We start from the raw sequence: 23007 nt of genomic DNA, 5'->3' as shown, positions 1-23007 counted from the left end.
GCAATCGTGGGCGATCGTGCCCACGGTGACCGCGGCGTCGGGCGACCTACGAAGAACTTCGTGGCGCCAAGATCACAGACCTACAAGGAACTTCCCGGCGCCAAGATCGCAAACCCACGAAGAACTTCGCGGCGCCAAAACCACCGACCTACGAAGCCCCCCAGGCAACAGGAACCAACAAATCCAGGAGATAAACACCGACCCGGGACCAATGAACACGATCAGCAAACCAACATCAAGTCTTCACAGACCGATGCCGACTAATACTCATCATGATCCCAAACGCAATCCCCATCGTGAACAACGCCGTCCCCCCATAACTCATGAATGGCAACGGCACGCCCACCACGGGCAAGATCCCCGTCACCATGCCTACGTTCACGAATACGTAGATGAACAGCATCATCGTCAGCGCACCCGCCAGCAACCGGCCGAATTGCGATGCGGCCCGGGACGCGATCGTCAAACCGCGCGCCATCATCAGTCCGTACAGCACCAGGATCGCAATACCGCCGTACAGGCCGAATTCCTCGGCGTACACCGCAAAGATGAAGTCCGTCGTGCGTTCCGGGATGAAGTCCAGATGCGTCTGCGTCCCCTTCATGTAGCCCTTGCCGTATACGCCGCCCGAGCCCACCGCGATCATCGACTGGATCGTGTGAAAGCCCTTGCCGAGCGGATCGGAGCTGGGGTTGAGCAGCGTGCAGACCCGGTGCTTCTGATATTCGTGCAGCACCACCCAGTCCACGTCCGGCTCGCAGAGCTGGTCTTCGTAATAGACCAGCGTGCCGATGGCAATCACGCCGGCCAGCATCACCGGCACCAGAAGCTTGAACGACAGCCCCGCGAAATAGATCACGAAAAAGCCCGCGCCGAACACCAGCAGCGCCGTGCCCAGGTCGGGCTGCAGGACGATCAGGCCGAAGGGTGCGGCCAGCATCGCGGCCGCGGCCAGGAAATCGCGCACGCGGACCGCGCCTTCGTGGCGCTGGAAATACCAGGCCAGCATCATCGGCACCGCGATCTTCATCATCTCGGACGGCTGGATGCGCGTCACGCCCAGGTTCAGCCAGCGCGTTGCGCCCTTGCTGGTTTCGCCGAAGAACTCGACGCCCAGCAGCAGCACCACGCCCACCACGTAGAACGGCAATGCCAGCTTCATCAGCAGTTTGGGCGGAATCAGCGCCATCGTCCACATCGCGAAGAACGCGATGATGAAGTTGCGCGACTGTTCCGCGAAACGCCAGTCGGTGCCGCCGACCGCCGAGTGCATCACCGTCAGGCCCAGCGCCGCGAACATCATCAGGATCGCGAGCAGCGGCCAGTCGAAGGCCGTGAACACGCGCAGCAGAATCAGGCCAAGACGTTTCATTGTTGGCGCACCAGGTCGGAGGCGATGTCATCGACGGTCGCCATGGTGTCCGCGCGTTCGGGACGCGTGATCTTGTCCTGGCGATCTTTGGCCAGCCAGTAATCGAAGACCTTGCGCGCGACCGGGGCTGCCACGCTGGCGCCCCAGCCGGCGTTCTCGACGATCAGCGCCACGGCGATGCGCGGTTGATCGAGCGGCGCGAAGCCCATGAACAGCGCGTGGTCGCGCAGGCGTTCGTCGATCGCGCTGGCCCGGTAGTGGCCGCCACGCAGACTGAACACCTGCGCCGTGCCGGTCTTGCCGGCCGCCTGGTACGGTGTGTTGGCAAACGCGCGCCGCGCCGTGCCGGCGCGCACCACGTCGGCCATGGCGTTCTTGATCACGTCCACGTTGGCCTGCTTGAGCGGAATGCGGTAGTCGGGCGGCGCCTCGGTAGGCTTGGCCACGCCCGAGCGCGAATCGCGCACCGCGTGCACCAGGTGCGGGCGGCGGTACAGGCCGTTGTTGGCCAGCGTGGACGTGCCCTGCGCCAGTTGCAACAGCGTAAAGGCGTTGTAGCCCTGGCCCACGGCCACGGAAATCGTCTCGCCTGCGTACCAGCGCTGGCGTTCCTTGTCCTTGTAGGCCGAGCGCTTCCAATCGGTGGACGGCAGTACGCCGCGCTTTTCGCCTTCCAGGTCGATGCCGGTGATCTGGCCGAACCCGAACTGCTTGGTGAAATCGTGCAGCGCGTTCACGCCGATTTCAGGGCCGAGCGAATAGAAATACGTGTCGGAGGAGACGACGATGGCCTTGTGCATGTCCGTCATGCCGTAGGCCGCGCCGCCCGCGTTGCGGAACTTCTGTCCGCCGAATTCGTAATAGCCCGGGTCCGAGACTCGGTCGGTCGCGCGGCGTTTGCCCAGTTCCAGCGCGGCCAGCGCCACGAAAGGCTTGTAGGTGGAGCCGATGGGATACGTGCCGTACAGGGGACGGTTGATCAGCGGGTGATCCGGCGATTCGTTAAGCATGCGCCAGTTGTCGACGTCGATGCCGTCCACGAACAGGTTCGGGTCGAACGACGGCTGCGACACGAACGCCAGGACTTCGCCCGTGTCCGGGTCGATGGCGACGAGCGCGCCGCGCTGCCCCTCGAAGGCCTCTTCGGCCACCTTCTGCAGGCCCATGTCGATGGACAGCATGATGTCCGAGCCCGGAACGGGATCGATGCGGCGCAGCGTGCGCATGGGCCGGCCGCCGGCGGTGACCTCGACTTCCTCGAGGCCCGTGCGGCCATGCAGCTGCTCTTCCCAGGTCTTTTCGATGCCCTTCTTGCCGATGACCTCGGTGCCGCGGTAGTTGCCGAGCTGCCCGGCGCGGTCCAGCTCTTCGATGTCGTTGTCGGCGATGCGGCCGATGTAGCCCACGACGTGAGCGGCCGACACGCCCTGCGGATACTCGCGCACCCAGCGGGCGCGCAGTTCGACGCCCGGGAACTGGAATGCGTGCGCGGCGAACCACGCGGCTTCGGTCTCGTTCAGGTTGTTGCGCAACTGCAGGCTGGCGTAGCGGCTGGATTCGGCGGCGCGGCGCTTGAAGCGGCGCTGGTCGGACGGGCTGATGTAGACGACTTCGGTCAGGCGCTCGAAGAGTTCGTTCATGTTGCCCGCGTGGGCAGGAACGACTTCGAGGGTGTAGGTACGGTAGTTGCGGGCCAGGACTTCACCGTTGCGGTCCAGGATCTCGCCGCGGCGCGGCGGAATCGGCACGACCGCGATGCGGTTGCGGTCGGCGCGTTCGGACAGGCCTTCGTAGCGGTCGACCTGCAGGTACCAGAAACGGCCCACCAGCACGCCGAAGCAGACCAGGGCGAAGGCGCCGCCCACCCAGGCGCGCAGGCGAAAGCGCTGCTTCTGCTGCTGGCCGGTTTTCTTGAATTCAAACATGACGCAACGCCGCCGTCAGGCGGAGGAGGATTCGGCGTCGTCGACACCGCGTTGCGGCAGGTGCAGCACCCAACCCGCCAGCGGCCACAACGCAGCCGTCAGCAGCACGCTGATGCCCCAGTCCCAGCCCGGCCATTTTCCGGCCAGCCACGCGTGGATGATCTGGGTGACAAAGCGCGCAATGAAGAACACAGGCAGCATGTGCATCGCCTGGCTCCAGAGGTCGAACCGTTGCAGCCGGCGGTGCAGGACCACTGCGCCGTAGGCAACGAGCGTATACGACAGCGCGTGTTCGCCCAGGAGGCCGGCATCGTGCACGTCCATCAGCAGGCCGAAGAAGAAAGCCGTGAACAGACCGACGCGGCGCGGCTCGTGCACGCACCAGAAAGCGATGATGAGCAGCAGCACGTCGGGCGCGCCCTGCCACAGACGCCACGGCAGCAGCGACACCAGCCAGGCGAGCAGGACGGTGCCCCACACGAAAAAGGCATGCGCGGGACCCGACAGCCGGTCGGGATGCACGTTGCTGGGCGTGCCAAGGCGGCGCGGGGACTGCCCCGCAGCTTGTTGGTTAGTCCGATCCACCGGAATCGACCTCCTGACGGTTGGACTCGGCGCGATCCACATCCACCTGCAGAACCAGGAAGTGGCGATAGCGTTCGGGATGGGCCAGCGGTTCACACACGGCGCGCGCGAAACCGGATGCGGTATCGCGTTCCACCGAGGTCACCTTGGCCACGGGCAGGCCGGCGGGAAACAGGCCGCCGACGCCGCTGGTGACAATAGTATCGCCTTCCTTGATGTCGGCATTGGCCGCCAGGTAACGCACTTCCATCTTGCCGGGCGAATTGCCGCCGAACGCAATCAGACGAAGTCCGTTGCGCAGAAGTTGCACAGGGATGGAAACCTGTTCGTCGGTGACGAGCGCCGCCTCGGCGGTCATGGGCGTCACGCGGACGATCTGGCCGACCACGCCGCCTTCGTCGATGACTGGCATGCCGGGCGCCAAGCCAGCCTTGCTGCCCTTGTTGAAGACCAGCCGCTGCGTGAACGCGTTGGTGGGTTCGTACATGACTTCAACCACCACGGCGGACTGCGCCACGGTGTCGGTCACGCCAAGCAGGCGGCGAAGCTGGGAGTTTTCGGCGGCAAGCTGCGCCGCGTGGGATGCGACTTGGGCAAGTTCGATGCGCTGGCGCTGCAGGGCTTCGTTTTCGCTGCGGATGAGGTTGGCCGCGTTAACCCATTCGTTGACTTGCTGGACGAGATCGCGCGGCGCCATGACGGCACGCTGGAACGGATAAAGCCCCACGGCAATCGCGCGGCGCGCCGGCTCCAGCATGCGCCATTGGGAATCCATGACGATCAGGGCCAGGGCAAGGACGACCAGAACGACCAGCCGCACCTCTGCCGGTGGGCCGCGCCTGAATAGGGGAGGAGTCCCTTGTCGTTGCATGAATCTCAGCCCGGGCGCCCGCGTCCGAGGCCCCCGCAGCGGCCGGAGCCAGAAAAAAGCGGGGCTCCGGGCTGGCGGGCAATATTAGTCGTTGATGAAGATGGCGCCCAGTTTCTCAAGGTGTTCCAGCGCCTCGCCGCAACCGCGCACGACGCAGGTCAGGGGATCGTCGGCCACCACGACCGGCAGGCCGGTTTCTTCTTGCAGCAGGCGGTCCAGGTCACGCAGGAGCGCACCGCCACCGGTCAGGGCGATGCCCTTGTCGGTGATGTCGGCGCCCAGTTCGGGCGGCGTCTGTTCGAGTGCGATCTTGACGGCGGAAACGATCTGGTTGAGCGGATCGGTCAGCGATTCGAGGATCTCGTTGGACGAGACCGTGAAGCTGCGCGGCACGCCTTCGGCCAGATTGCGGCCCTTGACTTCGATTTCGCGGACTTCGGAACCCGGGAACGCCGAGCCGATTTCCTTCTTGATCAGTTCGGCCGTGGGTTCGCCGATCAGCATGCCGTAGTTGCGGCGGATGTAGTTAACGATGGCCTCGTCGAACTTGTCGCCGCCGACACGCACGGAACCCTTGTAGACCATGCCGCCCAGCGAGATGACGGCCACTTCGGTGGTGCCGCCGCCGATGTCGACGACCATCGAGCCGCTGGCGTCGGACACGGCCAGGCCGGCGCCGATGGCGGCGGCCATGGGTTCTTCGATCAGGAACACGTGGGAAGCACCGGCGCCGAGCGCCGATTCACGAATGGCGCGCCGTTCAACCTGGGTGGAGCCGCAGGGCACGCAAACGATGATCCGCGGGCTGGGCGCCAGCATGTTGCGGGGGTGCACCATGCGGATGAACTGCTTGAGCATCTGTTCGGTGACCGTGAAGTCGGCAATCACGCCGTCCTTCATGGGCCGAATGGCCTCGATGTTGCCGGGAACGCGGCCGAGCATCTGCTTGGCTTCGTGCCCGACGGCCTGAATGATCTTCTTGCCGTGGGGGCCGCCTTCATGACGGATTGCGACCACGGAAGGTTCATCGAGAACGATGCCCTTGCCGCGGACGTAAATCAGCGTATTGGCGGTACCTAGGTCAATCGCCATATCGCTGGAAAAATAACTGCGCAGGAATCCGAACATGGGAGCTCAGCTAAATTCTGGGGGGAATTGGGGTCAGGCCGCGGGGCGTTTGGCCCGTAAAACAACGGGTCCGCCTGTCATCACGGCGATTAAACCGTGAATCATAACTTATAATTTCCCCGGAAATAGCGCATAAATGCAGGCTATTCAAGCTTTGTAACGGGTTTGGCATATGCATACTGCCCACTCCCGCCCCGCGGCCTTCGCTTACCGATTTTTGCAATCCCCCATGGCGCTCAACGACAAAGATGTGGCCCGCATTGCCCGGCTGGCCAGAATCGAACTGACCCCCGACCAGCGCACCGTCGCGCAGGCCGAACTCAACGGCATCCTCCACCTGATCGAGCGGCTTCAGTCCGTCGATACCCAAGGCGTCGAACCCCTGGCCCATCCCTTGTCCGCCCACGAGGACATCGTATTGCGCCTGCGTGAAGACGCCGTGACCGAAGCCGGATCGGAAGCCCGCCGCCAGGAACTGCTGGCCAACGCTCCCGATGCCCAGGACGGCCTGTTCCTGGTTCCCAAGGTCCTGGATTAAGTCATGACGAAACCTGCTCTGCACACCCAATTCGAGGGGATCGCCGCTCTGCGCGCGGCCCTCGCGCAACGCGAAGTCAGCGCTGTGGACCTCGCGCAAAGCGCGCTGGAGGCCGCCGAAGCGGCCAGCGGCCTGAACAGCTTTTTACATATTGACGCCGAATTGACGCTCGCCCAGGCCCGCGCCGCCGACGCTGCGCTGGCAGCCGGCACCGCGGGTCCGCTGACCGGCATCCCGATTGCCCACAAGGACGCGTTCGTGACGCGCGGCTGGCGCACCACCGCGGGCAGCAAGATGCTCGATGGTTATGTCAGCCCGTTCGACGCGACCGTCGTGGAACGCCTGGGCGCGGCCGGCGCGGTGTCGCTGGGCAAGCTCAACTGCGACGAATTCGCCATGGGCTCGGGCAACGAGAACTCGGCTTACGGCGCCGTGAAGAACCCCTGGGACCACGCCGCCGTACCCGGCGGTTCGTCCGGCGGTTCGGCCGCCGCCGTGGCTGCCCGCCTGGTCGCCGCCGCCACCGGCACCGACACCGGCGGCTCGGTTCGCCAACCCGCCGCGCTGTGCGGCGTCAGCGGCATCAAGCCCACCTACGGCACCGTCTCGCGCTATGGCATGGTGGCCTTCGGCTCCAGCCTGGATCAGGCCGGCCCGCTGGCCCCCAGCAGCCGCGACCTGCTTGAAATCCTGGACGTCATCAGCGGCTTTGATCCGCGCGACGCCACCAGCCTCGAAAAATGCGATGGCGCCGTCAACGAACCCGGCCGCGTGCGCCGCGACTTCGACGCCGCGCAGGCCCGATTCGACGCCGCCGGCAGCCAGCCCCTGAAGGGCCTGCGTATCGGCGTACCCGAAGAATATTTCGGCGCCGGCCTGGCCCCCGACGTCGCCGCCGCCGTGCAAGCCGCGCTTGAACAGTTCGAGGCGCTGGGCGCCGTGCGCGTGCCGGTCTCGCTGCCGCGCACCGAGCTGGCCATTCCGGCCTATTACGTAATCGCCCCCGCCGAAGCGTCCAGCAACCTGGCCCGCTACGACGGCGTGCGCTACGGCCACCGCGCCAAGCAGTACGGCGACCTGAACGAGATGATCAGCCGCTCGCGCGCCGAAGGCTTCGGCGACGAGGTCAAGCGCCGGATCCTCATCGGCACCTACGTGCTGTCGCACGGCTATTACGACGCCTACTACCTGCAGGCCCAGCGCCTGCGCCGCCTGATCGCGCAGGACTTCCAGCGCGCCTATGCGGACCAGTGCGACGTCATCATGGGACCGGTCACGCCCACGGTCGCCAAGAACATCGGCGACAACCGCGACGACCCGACCGCCGACTGGCTGGCCGACGTCTACACGCTGGGCGTCAGCCTTGCCGGTTTGCCGGCCATGTCGATCCCGTGCGGCTTCGGTGGCGAGAAACAGAATCGCCCCATCGGCCTGCAGATCATCGGCAACTACTTCGACGAAGGCCGCCTGCTGGCCATCGCCGACCGCTATCAACACGTGACGGACTGGCATCAGCGTGCCCCTGTCCAGCAAGGCTGAGAACATGAACTGGGAAATCGTCATCGGCCTGGAAACGCACACGCAGCTTTCCACGGACTCCAAGATTTTTTCGGGCAGCAGCACGCAATTCGGCGCCGCGCCCAATACGCAGGCCAATGAAGTCGACCTGGCACTGCCGGGCAGCCTGCCGGTCATGAACCGCGGTGCGGCCGAGCGCGCCATCCGCTTCGGCCTGGCCGTCGGCGCCACGATCGCCCCGCGCTCGGTCTTCGCGCGCAAGAACTACTTCTACCCCGACCTGCCCAAGGGCTACCAGATCAGCCAGTACGAGCTGCCGGTGGTGGTGGGCGGCTCGCTGTCGTTCTTCGTCGGCGAAGAAGAAAAGACCGTCAACCTGACCCGCGCCCACCTTGAAGAAGACGCCGGCAAGTCCCTGCACGACGACTTCAACCTGGGCAATGGCAGCCCGGCCAGCGGCATCGACCTGAACCGCGCCGGCACCCCGCTGCTGGAAATCGTGACCGAGCCCGAAATGCGCTCCGCCGCCGAGGCCGTTTCCTACGCGCGCGCGCTGCACAGCCTGGTCGTGTGGCTTGGCATTTGCGACGGCAACATGCAGGAAGGCTCGTTCCGCTGCGACGCCAACGTGTCGGTCCGCCCGGTGGGCCAAAAGGAATTCGGCACCCGCACCGAGATCAAGAACGTCAATTCGTTCCGGTTCCTGGAACGCGCCATCATCTATGAAGCGCGCCGCCAGATCGAACTGATCGAGGACGGTGGCACTGTCGTCCAGGAAACGCGCCTGTACGACGCCGACCGCGACGAAACGCGCAGCATGCGCAGCAAGGAAGACGCGCACGACTACCGCTACTTCCCCGATCCCGACCTGCCCACGCTGGTGATCTCCAGCGAGTGGGTGGACGAGGTCCGCGCCGCCATGCCCGAATTGCCGGCCGCCCAGCGCGCCCGCTTCGAAACGGAATACGGCCTGCCCGCCTACGACGCCGCGCAACTGACGGTCAGCCGCGACCTGGCCGCCTACTTCCAGGCCGTCGCCAACGCGCTGCCGGCCGGCCAGGCCAAGCTTGCGTCCAACTGGGTCATGGGCGAAGTGGCCGCCGTGCTCAACAAGGAAGAAAAAACCATCGCTGAATCGCCCGTCGCGGCGCCGGCGCTGGCAACCCTTATCGGGCGCATCATCGACGGCACGATCTCCAACAAGATCGCCCGCGAAGTCTTCGGCGCCATGTGGGCCGGTGAAAACGGCGGCGATGCCGACGCCATCATCGAATCGCGCGGCTTGAAGCAGATCAGCGACACGGGCGCCATCGGCGCGATGATCGACGACGTGCTGGCCGCCAACCCGGCCATCGTCGAGGAATACCGAGCCGGCAAACAGAAGGCGTTCAACTCTTTGGTCGGCCAGATCATGAAGGCGGCCCGTGGCAAGGCCAACCCGCAGCAGGTGAATGATCTGCTGAAGCAGAAGCTGGATAGTTGATGGACGGCCGGTCCTCCACGCGGGGACCGGCGCAATATCAGACTGAATCAGGGGCCGCGGCATATTGCCGCGGCCTTTTGTTTGGCCAAGAATGATCTGGTCGATTTCGCCGGAGCTTGGCCATGAATTACACCGAGGTCAGCAGCAACGACTTGCTGCACCGATTCACTGATTACCTGCAGGCCCTCAGCCAGGGACAGCACTTCATCATCGCTGTCGACGGCGTGCGCCGCGCCAGGCTGACGCCCGTCCTGCCCGACACCTCGCTGAACGCGCACGATGCCCTGGAAGCCATGAAGCGCCTGCACACCGCGGCTCCGGTCTCCCACGACGTCATCCGGGCCTGGATCGAAGAAGGCCGGGAATGAACACCATCCGTCTTGTGCCGGACGCGTCGGTCGCCCTTGCCTGGCTGCTGTACCGCGTGGATGCCCACGAATCGCTGCTTGCTCAGCATCTGCTCGACGTCGCGCACGGCTCGCAAAATACCGTGCCTCACATCTGGCGCGTGGAAGTCGCCAATGGCGTTCTGCGCGCAGAGCGCAGCCAGCGCATTTCGCGGGCCCAGGTCGCTGCGTTCAATCAGCTTCTCGACAACCTGCCCATCTCCGCCGACAACGACGATGCGGCGTTCAGCATTGCGCGCACCTGCCAGCTTGCCCGCGCCCATGGCTTGACCGCCTATGACGCCAGTTATCTCGAACTCTCGATGCGGCAACGCGCCTGTCTGGCCACCTTTGACCGCAAGCTGGCCGACGCGGCGCGGGCCAGCGGCGTCACCGTGTTCGGGCAACCGCACGGCGTTGCGGAGCCCGTCGCCCGCTATTGTTGGCAATGACGGTTAGGCAATGACGTCTTTGGCAATAACAAAGGGCGGCCCATGGCCGCCCTGCGCATTGCCTTCAGAAACGGGGTTTACTTCACCCCGTACTTCGTCCGATACGCCAGCACGGCATCCCGGTTCTCCGCAAACGACGCATCATCCTGCAACAGGGCCAGGATGTCTGTCAGCGAAGCAATCGCCACCACGGGGATGCCATAGGTCTTGGCCACATCCTGCACGGCCGAGTGCGGCGACAGCGCGTCGTCCGGGCCGGCGCGTTCCATGCGGTCCATCGCGATCAGCACGGCGGCCGGTTCGGCGCCGGCGGCGCGGATGATTTCCACGGACTCGCGCACCGACGTGCCGGCCGTGATGACGTCGTCGATGATGACAACCTTGCCCTGGAGCGGCGCGCCGACCAGGGTGCCGCCTTCGCCATGGTCCTTGGCTTCCTTGCGGTTGTAGGCGAACGGCACATCGCTGCGGCCCTGCATGTCCGGGTGGCCGGCCAGCGCCACGGCTGTGGCGGTGGACAGCGGAATGCCCTTGTACGCGGGGCCAAACAGCATGTCGAACTCGACGCCGGAATCCAGCAGCGCCTGCGCGTAGAACTGCGCCAGCTTGCCGACCGAGCGGCCATTGTTGAACAGGCCTGCGTTGAAGAAATAGGGGCTGATGCGGCCCGACTTGACCTTGAAGCTGCCAAAGCGCAGAACGCCCTCGTTCAAGGCGAAACGGACGAAATCCAGGGCGGTGACGGAGGACGGGGCGGCGGGCATGCAGGGTGATCCGGTAGGTGGCAGACCCCGCATTTTATCCGCTGTCGGGCCCGTTCCTGGTTGCCTTTGCAGAGTCGGTTAAATTCCTGGCATTGTCCGCCCCCCCCGCGGCCGCATTACAGGAGTTTCGCTTTGCTGCGCATCACGTCGATCAACCTCAATGGCATCCGGTCCGCCTTCAAGAAGGGCCTGCAACCGTGGATGGAGAAGCACGCCGCCGACGTGCTGTGCCTTCAGGAAATCAAGGTCGCCCACGACGACCTGACCGACGAGTTGCGCCATCCGCCCGGCTACACCGGCCACTTTCACCACGCCGTGAAAAAGGGCTACAGCGGCGTGGGCATCTACCTGCGAGATGCCGCCGAGCGCGTGAACAACGGCTTTGATTGTGAAGAGTTCGATAGCGAAGGCCGCATCATCCGCGCCGACTGGAAGGATCTGTCGGTCATCAGCGCCTACCTGCCTTCCGGCTCCAGCGGCGACGAGCGCCAGCAGGCGAAGTACCGCTTCCTGGACCGGTTCGGGCCGTGGATCGATGCCTTGATGCACGAGCACGAGACGACGGGCCGAGAATTCGTCATCTGCGGCGATTGGAACATCGCGCACAAGGAAATCGACCTGAAGAACTGGAAGGGCAACATGAAGAATTCGGGCTTTCTGCCCGAAGAGCGCGCGTGGCTGACGGACGTCTTCGACAAGCGCGGCTTTGTAGACGTGTTCCGCACCATCGACGACCGCCCCGACCAGTACACCTGGTGGAGCAACCGCGGCCAGGCCTGGGCCAAGAATGTCGGGTGGCGCATCGACTACCAGATCGCCACCCCCGGCATCGCGGCCAAGGCGCGCAGCGTCGCCATCTACAAGGACGAACGCTTCTCGGATCACGCGCCGTTGACGGTCGATTACGACTTCACTTTGCGCGCGTGATTTTTCTCAAAATAAATATAGGGACACATTAAGGGCGAATGACGGGTGGTGGCATGTCTTCGACGCTGCCGTCCGCCCTCTGGCACCAAGCCGGCAGGCGTTCCGCCCTATGGGACGCCAGCCTAATAAAACGGGGTCATATTAAAAACCCCTGAAATTTCAAGCACCCGCGCTTGAACCATCCCGTTTCCGCCAGCCCGCGATCAAGGCGCCACATTAATGCGTCCCTGTTTATAGGCCGAAAAAATTCGTTTGTTATCAACATGATGGCGCAGTTTTTCGCTTTGCGCAGGGCAACATTTTGCCCATACAATCCCCGCACCATACAGGTGCAGCCATGCACCAAAACAAACTGATCGCGCCCCAAACTGGCGCAATTTCCGCACCTATTCGAAGCACCCCCGAGGAGATCATGGTGAAAGTGCAGAGTCTGGACGACTTCCTGCGTGGCGTCGCCGCGCGCGACCCGCAGCAACCTGAATTCATGCAAGCCGTCCAGGAGGTGATGCTCAGCTTGTGGCCCTTCGTCGAGAAGCATCCCCACTACGCTGAACACGCCCTGCTGGAACGCCTGGTCGAACCAGAACGCGTCATCCAGTTCCGCATCTGCTGGACCGACGATCAGGGCCGCGCCCAGGTCAACCGCGGCTTCCGCATCCAGCACAGCTCCGCGATCGGCCCCTTCAAGGGCGGCATGCGCTTTCACCCGTCGGTGAACCTGTCGATCCTGAAGTTCCTCGCCTTCGAACAGACCCTGAAGAACTCGCTGACCACGCTGCCCATGGGCGGCGGCAAGGGCGGTTCCGACTTCGATCCCAAGGGCAAGTCCGACGCCGAAGTCATGCGCTTCTGCCAGGCGCTGATGATCGAGCTGTACCGCCATCTGGGTCCGGACACCGACGTGCCCGCCGGCGATATCGGCGTGGGCGCGCGTGAGGTCGGCTTCATGGCCGGCATGATGAAAAAGCTGTCCAACTCGACCGCCAGCGTGTTCACCGGCAAGGGTCTGACCTTCGGCGGCAGCCTGATCCGCCCTGAAGCCACCGGCTACGGCACCGTCTACTTCGCCGAGGAAATGCTCAAGCGCGTCGGCAAGTCCTTCGACGGCATGCGCGTGTCCGTGTCGGGCTCGGGCAACGTGGCGCAGTACGCCATCGAGAAGGCCATGGCGCTGGGCGCCCGCGTCATCACCGTGTCGGATTCGAACGGCACCGTGGTCGACGAAGCCGGCTTCAACCACGAGAAGCTCGTGGCGCTGATGCACATCAAGAACGACCTGCGCGGCCGCCTGGACACCTACGCCCGCCAGTTCGGTCTGCAGTACGAGGCCGGCAAGCGCCCGTGGCACGTGCCCGTGGACGTCGCCCTGCCCTGCGCCACGCAGAACGAGCTGGAACTGTCGGACGCCCAGACGCTCATCAAGAACGGCGTGCTGGCGGTTGCCGAAGGCGCCAACATGCCCGCCACGCTGGACGCCGCCAAGGCCTTCATCGCCGCGCGCGTGCTGTACGCGCCGGGCAAAGCCAGCAACGCCGGCGGCGTGGCCGTGTCGGGCCTGGAAATGGCCCAGAACTCGGCTCGTCTGTCGTGGACCCGCGAGGAAGTGGACACCCGTCTGCACGCCATCATGCGCGACATCCACGAAAACTGCGTGCGCCACGGTCATTCGGAGCGCGAGTACGTGAACTACCTGGACGGCGCCAACATCGCCGGCTTCGTCAAGGTCGCGGACGCCATGCGCCAGCAAGGGCTGTACTGATCTGCGGCAAGCGCGGCGTCCGGCGACTGACGCCGCGCCAATGCAAAGGCCGACTCGATTGAGTCGGCCTTTTTGCTTGTGGGGCATCGCAAGGCGCAGCGGTCCGGCGCAGCGGTCCGGCTCAGCCAGCCTGCCGGTCGACTGCCTGCCACCGGCCTCCTGGCCACTGGCTTGCCTCCGACCTGCCGCCAAATCGTCAACGGCCTGCCGACAGTCACCGCCGCAGCGCCAGCCTCAATGCTTCATCGCGCCGTGGTCGTGGCTCATGCCGGGATTGTGCGAGGCCGGCTTGACCTTGAACTCCACCGCCACTTCGCCCGCCTTTTCGAACTTGAGCGTGGCGGGCACGGTGGCGCCATCCTTGAACGGCGCCTTCAGCTTGATGAACATGACGTGATAGCCGCCCGGGCTGAGCTTGACCTCGGTGTCGGCGGGCAGCGCGATGCCGCCTTCGACCTGGCGCATCTTGGAGACGCCGTTTTCGGTCTGCACGGTATGTAGCTCGACGCGTTCGGCGGCGTCCGACGTCACGGACAGCAGGCGGTCCGGCGCCTTGGCGTCGTTGTCGATATCCATATAGCCCGCGCCGTTGGCCTGTCCGGGCGCCGAAGCGCGGACCCAGAGATCGTCGACTTCGACCTGGCCGACCTTGTAGTCCTTGGCCCACGCCGAACCGGCGGTGCACAGGCCGATCGCGGCAACAACGGCAAACTTGCGGATGTTCATGGGTGTCCTCCTGAGACGTTAGCGGCGCCTGACCAGGCTGCGGGCGGCTGACAGCACCGAGTCGGTCAAGGCTTCCATGGCCTCGGAGTTTACCCGCCAATGCTGCCAGTAGAGCGGCACGTCCTCCCATGCCCGGCCGCGCAGCAGAACGAGTTGACCGGCATCAAGATGCTCCTGCACGAGCGGCAGCGGGTTCATGGTCCAGCCCAGTCCGCCCAGCGTGGCCTGCACGAACGCGCGTGTGGACGGCACCCACCAGACCGGCGGCTCCCACGGCGCGGGGTCGGCGATCTTGTGCGCAAAACGCGCCTGCAGCGCGTCCTTGCGGTTGAAGACCAGCACCGGCGCCTGGGCCAGCGTCTGCGCGTTGACGCCCGAGGCGAAGTAGCGCTTGTGGAAGTCTGGCGTGCACGTGGCCACGTAGCGCATGCTGCCCAGCGCGTGAATGCGGCAACCCTGCACCGGATCGGCCAGCGTGGTCACCGCGCCCAGCACCGAGCCGTTGCGCAGCAGCGCGGCCGTGTGGTCCTGGTCTTCGGAGAGCATGTCCAGCGTGGCGCGGGTACGCGCCGCGAACTGCAGGGCCGCGTCGACGAACCAGGTTTCCAGGCTGTCGTGGTTGACCGCGATGGGGATGCTGGCGTGGGGCACTTCGTCGTCGGCAACGCCTAGCCGGTTCAGCGCGTCGTGCTCCAGCAAGGCGGTCTGCTCGGCCAGTTGCACCAGCACCTGGCCGTCCGCAGTGGCCGCGGCGGGCACCGTACGCTGGACCAGCAGCCGGCCCATCCGGTCTTCCAGCGCCTTGATCCGTTGCGACACCGCCGACGGCGTGACGCTGAGCGACAGCGCCGCGCGCTCGAAACTGCCTTCGCGCACCACCGCGGCCAGTGCGCGCAGGTTGCCGTGATCGATTTTCATGGGATTAGAAATACTTAATATAGTGAAGGAAAATTAGCTGTATTTCATATACATGGCAAGGGAAAATGACGTATTGCCGCCCGCTCACCGCCGTCGGCCACACAATCAAAGCGCCGCCACAGGCGTTGCAGTCACAGGTACACCGCTCCATGTTTGCCACCTTGTCATCCCCCGCCTTCCTCACTGCCTGGGCCAGCGGCACGGCCACGGGTCTCGGCCTGTTTGCCGTCGTGGGCGCGCAAAGCGCGTTCATCCTGCGCCAGGGCCTCATGCGCGCGCATCTCTTGAGCGTCGTCGCCATCTGCGCGCTGATCGACGCCGTCTTCATCTTCGCCAGCGTGTCCGGCCTGCAGGCGCTGACCGCGTGGTTCCCCTGGCTGACGACCGCCGTGCTGTGGTTCGGTGTGGCGTTCCTGACCTGGTACGCTGCGCAATCCGCTCGCCGCGCCTGGACCGCCACGGGCGGTTTGGCTGCCGCCCGCGATGTGGTGCCGTCGCGCCGCGCCGCCATGCTCGGGGCGCTGGGGTTTTCGCTGCTCAACCCGCACTTCTGGCTGGACATGGTGGTGGTCGGATCGCTGGCGCACGGCTTCGACGACGCGCGCATGGCCTTCGCGGCCGGCGCCTTCACGGCCAGCCTGCTGTGGCTAGCCGTGCTGGGCATCGGATCGCGGCTCTTTGCGCCGTTCTTTGCCAGCGCGTCGGCATGGCGAGCCCTGGACGGCATCATCGCCGTGATCATGGCCGGTTTGGCGATCAGCCTCGCCGTCAAGGGCGTCTGAGCTTCGCATTCCAAAGTGAGGTTGTCTCTAAAAGGTGTCTGACACCCAGGAGACACCGCCGCAGACTGACGATCCTCTCACGCGGGTGTCAGACACCTTACGCAGCCGCAAAGCACTGATCCGAAGTGTCCGCGCCCGCACTTTTATAATCGACGCCTCACCACTTTTTGTCGGGCGCCGGGCCGGCCCGCCACCGCTCCATGCGCGGACCTTCGCCATCCAAAGACGTGCGCCTGCCGCCGCTTGCCGCCATCCAGGCGTTCGAAGCGGCCGCGCGGCTGGGTTCCTTCGAGCGTGCCAGCGAAGAACTCTTCGTCACCGCCAGCGCCATCGGCAAACGCATCGCCTCGCTGGAAACCCTGCTGGACGTCACGCTGTTCATTCGCAGCAGCCGTGGCGCAACGCTGAGCGCGGCCGGACGTGAATACCTGGAACAGGTGCGCACGGCGCTCGATCTGCTGTCCGACGCGTCGCTGCACAAACGCAACGAACCCAAGCTGGAAACGCTGCGCGTCGTGTCCACGCCGACATTCGCGCGGCAGGTGCTGATTCCTGCCCTGCCCGGTTTCACCGCGGCAAACCCCGACGTCGAACTTGAAATCATGCTGTCCATTCCGTACCTGGACATCATGCCGCCCAATGCCGACGTCTGGATCCGCTTTGGCAGCGGCAAATATCCCGGCCTTCATGCGCACCCGCTCACGCACGATCCGGTGTTCGCGGTGTGCGCGCCAAGTTATCAAGCGGCGCGCGGCCCGTTCAAGCGGCCCACCGATCTGGCGCGCGCCGACCTGCTGCGTTGCCCGATGGAACCCTGGCGTCCGTGGCTGACGGCGGCGGGCCTGGATTGGCCCGAGCCTTCGCGCGGGGTGTGGCTGGTGGACCTGGGCATGATGCTCGCGGCCGCGCGCGCCGGCCAGGGTGTAGCGCTGACGCGCCGGTCGCTAGCCGCCGAATGGCTGGACGAAGGCAAGCTCGTTCGCGTGCTGGATGTCGAGATCCCCGGCGAGTCGCAGTACTACCTGTGCACCGAAGCGACACGCGCACCCGGCGGCGCCGCCCAGGCGTTTTCCCTATGGCTCACCGAGGTCTGCCAACGCGCAGCCCAATGGCCATGCGGGTCGCAGGCCTGCCAGGAATAAATTTCCAGTTATCAGCGGAATGAATTTCCGCACGACGCCGCATCCTGATCGCTAGGATGCGGCCAGCGTGACTGCGACCGTCCCGAAGATCCTGCAAGGCCGAGGCGAGGCCGGTGTGCCGTCGCGTTGCGAACGCATTGCGAGTGCATTGCCAACGCAGCGCCACGCGCACGCCTTATCCAGCCCGCCGCATTCAGCAAGCTGAAAGGAACCTTGCATCCGCACTAGGTATTTACGCGGAAAAGCACCGCCGGGTCAGATTCGCGTAAGCGATTAAGCAGACAGTCACGACACGCAACAAAGGAGCGCGCCAACAAAACATCACCCGCCGCCTGGCGCCGGCACACGGCTTTCCACGCAGTTCACCCAATTACAACGGAGACATCCATGGATTTTCGTTTGAAGCTGCTTGCAGGAACCCTTGCATTTGCCGTATCGGCCGCGTCCCACGCCGCCGACCCCATCAAGATCGGCGTGGCCGGCCCCTACACGGGCGGATCGTCCTCCATGGGCGTCAGCATGCGCGACGGCGTTCGCCTCGCCATTGAAGAGATCAACAAGAACGGCGGCGTGATGGGCCGTCAGCTCGTCGCCGTCGAACGCGATGACGAAGCCAAGAACGAGCGCGGCGTGCAGATCGCGCAGGAACTGATCAACAAGGAACAGGTGACCGCCACCGTCGGCTACATCAACACCGGCGTCGCATTGGCCTCCCAACGTTTCTACCAGGACGCCAAGATCCCGGTCTTCAACAACGTGGCCACCGGCAGCGTGATCACGCATCAGTTCAAGGCGCCCGAATACCCCGACAACTACGTGTTCCGCAACGCGGCGCACGACAGCATCCAGGCCCCGATGATCGTGGAAGAAGCGATCACGCGCCGCGGCTTCAAGAAGGTCGCGATCCTGGCCGACTCCACCAACTACGGTCAGCTTGGCCGCGAGGACCTGGAAAAGGCGCTGGACGCCAAGGGCATCAAGCCTGTGGCCGTCGAGAAGTTCAACATCAAGGACGTCGACATGACGGCCCAGCTGCTCAAGGCCAAGGCCGCGGGCGCCGAAGCCGTGCTGACCTATGGCATCGGCCCCGAGCTGGCCCAGGTTGCCAACGGCATGACCAAGCTGGGCTGGAAGGTGCCGATCATCGGCAGCTGGACGCTGTCCATGGCCAACTACATCGACAACTCCGGCGCCAACGGCGAAGGCGCGCGCATGCCGCAGACCTTCATCCAGGATCCGGACACGCCCAAGCGCAAGGCGTTCATCGACGCCTACCTGGCCAAGTTCAAGCCCAAGAACAACCGCATCGACTCGCCGGTGTCGGCGGCGCAGGGCTATGACTCGATCTTCCTGCTGGCGGCAGCCATCAAGCAGGCGAACTCCACCGACGGTCCCAAGGTGCGCGAAGCGCTGGAAAACCTGCAGACCCCGGTCGAGGGCGTCGTGATGACCTACAACAAGCCCTTCTCGCACGACAACCACGACGCGATCACCGCGAAGGAAGTGGTCATCGGCGAGGTCAAGGGCGGCCGCGTCATCAAGGCCAACTAAATCCCGACAAGCAGGAAGGCGGCGGCTGCCCGGCCGCCGCCGCCCGCGCCCGAACATTCGGGCGCGGGGCATGCAGCCGCCTGAAAACAGCGTTCTGCCCAAGGGGGTTGGGACGGAACACAGCGCCTCAAGACACACACCATGATTCTTCTACAGCTCATCTATAGCGGTATTGCGCTAGGCATGATCTATGCGGTCATTGCGTTCGGCTACCAGCTCACCTTCGCCACGTCGGGCACCTTGAACTTCGGCCAGGGCGAAGCCCTGATGCTGGGTGCGCTCGTCGGCCTCACGCTCGTCGGCCTCGGCGTGAACTACTGGGTCATGATTCCCATCGTCTGCATATTCGGCTTCGCGCAGGGCGCGCTGGTCGAGCGCGTGGGCGTGCGGCCCGCCATCAAGACGCGATCGGAATTCGGCTGGATCATGGCCACCATTGCGCTGGGCATCATCTTCAAGAACGTCGCCGAAAACATCTGGGGCCGCGACGATCTGCGCTTTCCCTCGCCGCTGCCCGAAGCGCCGATCCAGGTGCTGGGCGCCAACGTGCTGCCGATGGAACTGCTGGTGGTGTTCGGCGCGCTGGGCATGATGATCCTGGTTGAAATCTTCAACCGCAAATCCATTTACGGCAAAGCCTTCGTCGCCACGTCCAACGACCGCGACGCGGCCGGCCTGATGGGCATCAACACCGGCATGGTCATCACGTTCTCGTACGCGCTGTCGTCGCTCACCGCGGCATTTGCTGGCGTGCTGGTCGCGCCGCTGACGCTGACCGGCGCCACGATGGGCGCCGTGCTGGGCCTGAAGGCGTTTGCCGTCGCGATCATTGGCGGCCTGTCCAGCGGGATGGGCGTCGTGGTGGGCGGGCTGATCCTGGGGATCGCCGAAACGACCACCGGTTTCTATCTATCAACGGGATACAAAGACGTGCCGGGATTGGTGTTGCTGCTGCTCGTTCTGACCTTCAAGCCCGCCGGCCTGTTCGGCAAGACCGCGATCAAGAAGGTGTAAGCGATGAAACCCCTGCATCTACTTCTTTCCATCGTGGCCGTGGCCTGCCTGGCCGCCGTGCCGCTGGGCGTGACCAACACGTATTACCTGCACCTGATCGAAACCATCATGATCTATTCGATCCTGCTGTTCGGGCTCGATATCGTGGTGGGCTACACCGGCCAGGTGTCGCTGGGCCACGCGGGTCTCTTCGGCATCGGTTCGTACGTGGCCGGCGTGCTCGTCTTCCATCTGCAGATTCCAATCTGGCTGACGCTGCCCGCCGCCATCGTCATCGCCGCCGCCTTTGGCGCGGTGCTGGCGCTGCCGGCGCTCCGCGTCACCGGCCCCTATCTGGCGATGGTGACGCTGGCGTTCGGCACGATCATCCAGATCCTGATCAACGAGATGACCTTCCTGACCGAAGGCCCGCTGGGCATCAAGGTCACCAAGCCGTCGATAGCCGGGCACGTGCTGACCAAGGCCGAATACTTCTGGCTGGTCGCCGCGCTGCTGGTGATCTCGCTGATCGTCGTGCACCGGATCCTGAAGTCGCACCTGGGCCGGTCGTTCGAGGCCTTGCGCGACAGCCCGATCGCGTCCGATTGCATGGGCGTGTCGGTATACCGGCACAAGGTGATTGCGTTCGTCATCAGCGCCGGCTTTGCCGGCCTGGCGGGCGCGCTGTACTCGTATTCGGAGCAGTACATCTCGCCGAACACGTACAACTTCGAACTGACGATCCTGTTCCTGCTGGCCATCATCATGGGCGGGCGCAAGAGCCGCACCGGCGCGCTGCTGGGCGCCTCGATCATCGTGCTGCTGCCCAAGATGCTGGACGACATCGGCACGTTCCGCCTGATCGCGCTCGCCGTGGCGATCCTGGTGACGGTGGGCAGCATCGTGGCCATCTCCAAGGGCCGCACCGAACCGCGCAAGGTCGCGGTGCCGGTGATCGGCACGATCGTGCTGGCCATCTTCTCGTACTGGCTGGAAGCCGTCACCGACTGGCGCCTGACCATCTTCGGCGCGATGATCCTGTTTGTCGTTTATTACCTGCCCGACGGCATCGTGGGCTTCGTGCGCAACCTGTTCTTCTCCACCCGCCGCGCGGCGCTGGCTGTGAAGAAAGACCTGGTGAAGGAACAGGATGCGGTGCCGGACGCGGTGGCGGGCAAGGGCGAAACCCTGCTGGCGGCCAAGAGCGTGCTGATGCAGTTCGGCGGTCTGAAGGCCCTGAACGAGGTGGACCTGACCGTCAAGCGCGGCACCATCCACGGCCTGATCGGCCCCAACGGATCCGGCAAGAGCACGATGATGAACGTGCTGACCGGCATCTACGTGCCGACGGCCGGCGCGGTGGAGTTCGGCGGCAAGTCGCTCGTCGGCCTGGCGCCGGCCGACATCGCCGAAGCCGGCATCGCCCGCACGTTCCAGAACGTGCAACTGTTCGGCGAAATGACCGCGCTGGAGAACGTGCTGGTCGGCCTGCATCACACGTTCACGACAGGTCTGGCCGGCATCGCGCTGCGCACGCCCAAGTGGAAGACAGAGGAACAGGGCGCACGTGCACGGGCCATGGCGCTGCTGGAGTTCGTGGGCCTGGAATCGCTGGCCAGCGAGGAGGCGCGCAACCTGCCCTACGGCAAGCAACGCCTGCTGGAGATCGCCCGCGCGCTGGCGCTGGATCCGCAACTGCTACTGCTGGACGAACCGGCAGCAGGCCTGACGGCGCCGGACATCGTGGAGCTGCTGACGATCATCCGCAAGGTGCGCGACCACGGCATCACGCTGATCCTCATCGAACACCACATGGATGTGGTGATGGGGGTTTGCGACACGGTGTCGGTGCTGGACTTCGGCCAGAAGATCGCTGAAGGCCTGCCTAATGAAGTGCAAAGCAACGCCAAGGTGATCGAGGCGTATCTGGGCGGCGCGCCCGCCTGACGCCAAGGGGACAAGAAGATGCTATCGATCAAGAATCTGGAAGCAGGCTACGGGAAAGTGAAGGTGCTGCACGGCATCAGCATGGAAGTGCCGAAAGCCAAGGTGGTGACGTTGATCGGCTCGAACGGGGCTGGGAAGACGACGACGATGCGGGCGCTGTCGGGGATGATCCGGCCGACTGCCGGGGAGATCACGCTAGGGACCAAGCGGATCGATGGGATGGAGTCGCATCGCATCGCGCGGCTGGGGCTGGCGCATTCACCGGAGGGGCGCCGGGTATTTCCGACGCTGTCAGTGACCGACAACCTGCTGCTGGGCGCATTTCCGCGTCTGACGGGCAGCCGCCCGAAGGGTGATGTTCAGGCGGATCTGGGACGGGCGATGGATCTGTTCCCGCGCTTGAAGGAACGGCGGGATCAGCTGGCTGGCACGTTGTCTGGCGGCGAACAGCAGATGCTGGCGATGGCGCGTGCGGTGATGCTGAATCCCGAATTGGTGCTGCTGGACGAGCCGTCGATGGGACTGGCGCCGATTCTGGTGGAAGAGGTGTTCCGGATCATTGCGCGGCTCAAGGAAGAAGGCGTGACGATGCTGCTGGTGGAGCAGTTTGCGGCGGCGGCGTTGAATGTCGCGGATTATGGGTATGTGCTGGAGAATGGGCGGATTTCTGTGCATGGGAGTGCGGAGAAGTTGAAGCATGATCCGGCTGTGGTGGCGGCTTATTTGGGTGGGGGGCATTGAAGGGTGTCGCGGCAATTGGGCTGGCGGTTTTTGGCGGGCGGGGGTGTTGGTGGCTGCGGGTGTGGAGTTGCGTTCTTAAGACGCCCGCCGCAGCGGGGGCCGGGGTGCGCGGGGCTACGATTGCGGTCCGGAGCCTTCGCTCCGGACTTCCCCGTCCTCAACCTCGTCCGCCTTCGGCTCCCTACGGTTTCCGTCGGGCGCATCTACACGCCCCGCGCACCCCGGCCCCCGCTGCGACGGGCTTTTGTGGTTTCAGCTTTACCGGTTGCGGGGCGGGTTGGGTTCTTTAGGTTCTTGCCCACGGTGTGGGGAGAGAGAAAGATCTTGCGGGGCCCGCCCGCGGCGGCCGCCCGGGCGGCCTTCGGGGGCTTACGCGATGTCTTGCGTCGGGGCGATGACGCTGCGCGTGTGGCTGCTTCTGCTCTAGGTGTCTGACACCCTGGTGAGATTCGCGGCATACCAAGAGCGTCTCCCGAGGGTGTCAGACACCGGCAAATTC

The 23007-nt window shown here is 64.8% G+C and carries 21 protein-coding genes; 13 read left to right on the top strand and 8 right to left on the bottom strand.

Translation table 11 applies throughout. The annotated features are described in order from the left end of the window. Positions 1 to 235: 235 nt before the first annotated feature. The 5 genes from rodA to RT697_RS22390 form a co-directional block, all read right to left on the bottom strand. Entirely contained in the window at positions 236 to 1372 is a 1137-nt protein-coding gene (gene rodA / locus RT697_RS22410; protein ID WP_056560313.1) for a rod shape-determining protein RodA, read from the bottom strand. Continuing rightward, a complete protein-coding gene (mrdA, locus tag RT697_RS22405) occupies positions 1369 to 3297 on the bottom strand; it encodes a penicillin-binding protein 2 (RefSeq protein WP_313701861.1) in 1929 nt (642 codons plus the stop codon). Before mrdA ends, rodA begins: the two co-directional genes overlap by 4 nt. Before the next feature lie 15 nt (positions 3298 to 3312). Further along, entirely contained in the window at positions 3313 to 3819 is a 507-nt protein-coding gene (gene mreD, locus RT697_RS22400; protein ID WP_105241104.1) for a rod shape-determining protein MreD, read from the bottom strand. A 49-nt stretch (positions 3820 to 3868) separates the two neighbouring features. After that, entirely contained in the window at positions 3869 to 4753 is an 885-nt protein-coding gene (gene mreC / locus RT697_RS22395; RefSeq protein ID WP_056560320.1) for a rod shape-determining protein MreC, read from the bottom strand. Positions 4754 to 4837: 84 nt separating this feature from the next. Beyond that, positions 4838 to 5881: a rod shape-determining protein gene (locus RT697_RS22390; protein ID WP_006216320.1), complete on the bottom strand. Its 1044-nt coding sequence runs from the start codon at positions 5879 to 5881 to the stop codon at positions 4838 to 4840. Between the two features lie 229 nt (positions 5882 to 6110). Between RT697_RS22390 and gatC the strand changes: the two genes are divergently transcribed. The 5 genes from gatC (at position 6111) to RT697_RS22365 (ending at position 10258) form a co-directional block, all read left to right on the top strand. Then, positions 6111 to 6419, top strand: coding sequence for an Asp-tRNA(Asn)/Glu-tRNA(Gln) amidotransferase subunit GatC (gene gatC, locus RT697_RS22385; RefSeq protein WP_175124992.1), 309 nt, complete (start codon positions 6111 to 6113; stop codon positions 6417 to 6419). A gap of 3 nt (positions 6420 to 6422) precedes the next feature. Beyond that, positions 6423 to 7958, top strand: a complete 1536-nt coding sequence (gene gatA, locus RT697_RS22380; RefSeq protein WP_313701857.1) for an Asp-tRNA(Asn)/Glu-tRNA(Gln) amidotransferase subunit GatA — start codon at positions 6423 to 6425, stop codon at positions 7956 to 7958. Between the two features lie 4 nt (positions 7959 to 7962). Then, positions 7963 to 9420, top strand: a complete 1458-nt coding sequence (gatB, locus tag RT697_RS22375; RefSeq protein ID WP_313701856.1) for an Asp-tRNA(Asn)/Glu-tRNA(Gln) amidotransferase subunit GatB — start codon at positions 7963 to 7965, stop codon at positions 9418 to 9420. A gap of 122 nt (positions 9421 to 9542) precedes the next feature. Beyond that, positions 9543 to 9788, top strand: a complete 246-nt coding sequence (locus RT697_RS22370) for a hypothetical protein (RefSeq protein ID WP_313701855.1) — start codon at positions 9543 to 9545, stop codon at positions 9786 to 9788. Next, positions 9785 to 10258 carry a type II toxin-antitoxin system VapC family toxin gene (locus tag RT697_RS22365; protein WP_313701854.1) on the top strand — a complete coding sequence of 158 codons (474 nt, stop codon included), beginning with the start codon at positions 9785 to 9787 and terminating at the stop codon, positions 10256 to 10258. The genes RT697_RS22370 and RT697_RS22365 overlap by 4 nt, the downstream gene beginning before the upstream one ends. A 77-nt stretch (positions 10259 to 10335) precedes the next feature. On the opposite strand, the gene pyrE is transcribed toward RT697_RS22365, so the two are convergent. Continuing rightward, positions 10336 to 11022 (bottom strand): orotate phosphoribosyltransferase, encoded by a 687-nt coding sequence (gene pyrE / locus RT697_RS22360; RefSeq protein ID WP_313701852.1) that lies wholly within the window; start codon positions 11020 to 11022, stop codon positions 10336 to 10338. A 132-nt stretch (positions 11023 to 11154) separates the two neighbouring features. Here pyrE and RT697_RS22355 point away from each other — a divergent pair, with 132 nt between their 5' ends. Both RT697_RS22355 and gdhA read left to right on the top strand, forming a co-directional pair. Then, the gene (locus RT697_RS22355; RefSeq protein ID WP_313701851.1) at positions 11155 to 11949 is read left to right on the top strand and encodes an exodeoxyribonuclease III; all 795 of its coding nucleotides are present in this window, start codon (positions 11155 to 11157) and stop codon (positions 11947 to 11949) included. 412 nt (positions 11950 to 12361) lie between these two features. Then, on the top strand, positions 12362 to 13708 hold the full coding sequence (gdhA, locus tag RT697_RS22350; RefSeq protein ID WP_105241110.1) for an NADP-specific glutamate dehydrogenase: 1347 nt from the start codon (positions 12362 to 12364) through the stop codon (positions 13706 to 13708). 234 nt (positions 13709 to 13942) lie between these two features. On the opposite strand, the gene RT697_RS22345 is transcribed toward gdhA, so the two are convergent. Beyond that, positions 13943 to 14434 (bottom strand): copper chaperone PCu(A)C, encoded by a 492-nt coding sequence (locus RT697_RS22345; protein WP_313701850.1) that lies wholly within the window; start codon positions 14432 to 14434, stop codon positions 13943 to 13945. A gap of 18 nt (positions 14435 to 14452) precedes the next feature. Beyond that, positions 14453 to 15352 (bottom strand): LysR family transcriptional regulator ArgP, encoded by a 900-nt coding sequence (locus tag RT697_RS22340; protein ID WP_313701849.1) that lies wholly within the window; start codon positions 15350 to 15352, stop codon positions 14453 to 14455. A 149-nt stretch (positions 15353 to 15501) separates the two neighbouring features. On the opposite strand from RT697_RS22340, the gene RT697_RS22335 reads away from it, so the two are divergent. The 6 genes from RT697_RS22335 (at position 15502) to RT697_RS22310 (ending at position 22508) form a co-directional block, all read left to right on the top strand. Next, positions 15502 to 16134, top strand: coding sequence for a LysE/ArgO family amino acid transporter (locus RT697_RS22335; protein WP_056560348.1), 633 nt, complete (start codon positions 15502 to 15504; stop codon positions 16132 to 16134). 200 nt (positions 16135 to 16334) lie between these two features. Next, positions 16335 to 17276, top strand: coding sequence for a LysR substrate-binding domain-containing protein (locus RT697_RS22330; RefSeq protein WP_313701848.1), 942 nt, complete (start codon positions 16335 to 16337; stop codon positions 17274 to 17276). A 387-nt stretch (positions 17277 to 17663) separates the two neighbouring features. After that, positions 17664 to 18827, top strand: a complete 1164-nt coding sequence (locus tag RT697_RS22325) for an ABC transporter substrate-binding protein (protein WP_175124981.1) — start codon at positions 17664 to 17666, stop codon at positions 18825 to 18827. 141 nt (positions 18828 to 18968) lie between these two features. Beyond that, positions 18969 to 19841 carry a branched-chain amino acid ABC transporter permease gene (locus RT697_RS22320; RefSeq protein ID WP_006216335.1) on the top strand — a complete coding sequence of 291 codons (873 nt, stop codon included), beginning with the start codon at positions 18969 to 18971 and terminating at the stop codon, positions 19839 to 19841. Positions 19842 to 19844: 3 nt separating this feature from the next. After that, positions 19845 to 21767: a branched-chain amino acid ABC transporter ATP-binding protein/permease gene (locus tag RT697_RS22315; RefSeq protein WP_313701846.1), complete on the top strand. Its 1923-nt coding sequence runs from the start codon at positions 19845 to 19847 to the stop codon at positions 21765 to 21767. 18 nt (positions 21768 to 21785) lie between these two features. Next, a complete protein-coding gene (locus RT697_RS22310) occupies positions 21786 to 22508 on the top strand; it encodes an ABC transporter ATP-binding protein (RefSeq protein WP_313701844.1) in 723 nt (240 codons plus the stop codon). The last annotated feature ends 499 nt before the right edge of the window (positions 22509 to 23007 follow it).

Source organism: Achromobacter sp., assembly GCF_032113835.1.
Classification (GTDB): Bacteria; Pseudomonadota; Gammaproteobacteria; order Burkholderiales; family Burkholderiaceae_B; genus Achromobacter.
Note: the sequence above shows the minus strand (reverse complement) of the source record. Positions and strands in the feature narration are given on the sequence as shown.

Excerpts from the sequence above, each read along its gene's own strand:
- RT697_RS22325 (WP_175124981.1), top strand. The coding sequence starts at position 17,664 with ATGGATTTTCGTTTGAAGCTGCTTGCAGGAACCCTTGCATTTGCCGTA.
- RT697_RS22335 (WP_056560348.1), top strand. The coding sequence starts at position 15,502 with ATGTTTGCCACCTTGTCATCCCCCGCCTTCCTCACTGCCTGGGCCAGC.
- mreC (WP_056560320.1), bottom strand. The coding sequence starts at position 4,753 with ATGCAACGACAAGGGACTCCTCCCCTATTCAGGCGCGGCCCACCGGCA.
- RT697_RS22340 (WP_313701849.1), bottom strand. The coding sequence starts at position 15,352 with ATGAAAATCGATCACGGCAACCTGCGCGCACTGGCCGCGGTGGTGCGC.
- gatB (WP_313701856.1), top strand. The coding sequence starts at position 7,963 with ATGAACTGGGAAATCGTCATCGGCCTGGAAACGCACACGCAGCTTTCC.
- RT697_RS22390 (WP_006216320.1), bottom strand. The coding sequence starts at position 5,881 with ATGTTCGGATTCCTGCGCAGTTATTTTTCCAGCGATATGGCGATTGAC.
- mrdA (WP_313701861.1), bottom strand. The coding sequence starts at position 3,297 with ATGTTTGAATTCAAGAAAACCGGCCAGCAGCAGAAGCAGCGCTTTCGC.
- gdhA (WP_105241110.1), top strand. The coding sequence starts at position 12,362 with ATGGTGAAAGTGCAGAGTCTGGACGACTTCCTGCGTGGCGTCGCCGCG.
- RT697_RS22315 (WP_313701846.1), top strand. The coding sequence starts at position 19,845 with ATGAAACCCCTGCATCTACTTCTTTCCATCGTGGCCGTGGCCTGCCTG.
- RT697_RS22330 (WP_313701848.1), top strand. The coding sequence starts at position 16,335 with ATGCGCGGACCTTCGCCATCCAAAGACGTGCGCCTGCCGCCGCTTGCC.
- gatA (WP_313701857.1), top strand. The coding sequence starts at position 6,423 with ATGACGAAACCTGCTCTGCACACCCAATTCGAGGGGATCGCCGCTCTG.
- RT697_RS22365 (WP_313701854.1), top strand. The coding sequence starts at position 9,785 with ATGAACACCATCCGTCTTGTGCCGGACGCGTCGGTCGCCCTTGCCTGG.
- RT697_RS22345 (WP_313701850.1), bottom strand. The coding sequence starts at position 14,434 with ATGAACATCCGCAAGTTTGCCGTTGTTGCCGCGATCGGCCTGTGCACC.
- RT697_RS22370 (WP_313701855.1), top strand. The coding sequence starts at position 9,543 with ATGAATTACACCGAGGTCAGCAGCAACGACTTGCTGCACCGATTCACT.
- rodA (WP_056560313.1), bottom strand. The coding sequence starts at position 1,372 with ATGAAACGTCTTGGCCTGATTCTGCTGCGCGTGTTCACGGCCTTCGAC.
- pyrE (WP_313701852.1), bottom strand. The coding sequence starts at position 11,022 with ATGCCCGCCGCCCCGTCCTCCGTCACCGCCCTGGATTTCGTCCGTTTC.
- gatC (WP_175124992.1), top strand. The coding sequence starts at position 6,111 with ATGGCGCTCAACGACAAAGATGTGGCCCGCATTGCCCGGCTGGCCAGA.
- RT697_RS22320 (WP_006216335.1), top strand. The coding sequence starts at position 18,969 with ATGATTCTTCTACAGCTCATCTATAGCGGTATTGCGCTAGGCATGATC.
- RT697_RS22310 (WP_313701844.1), top strand. The coding sequence starts at position 21,786 with ATGCTATCGATCAAGAATCTGGAAGCAGGCTACGGGAAAGTGAAGGTG.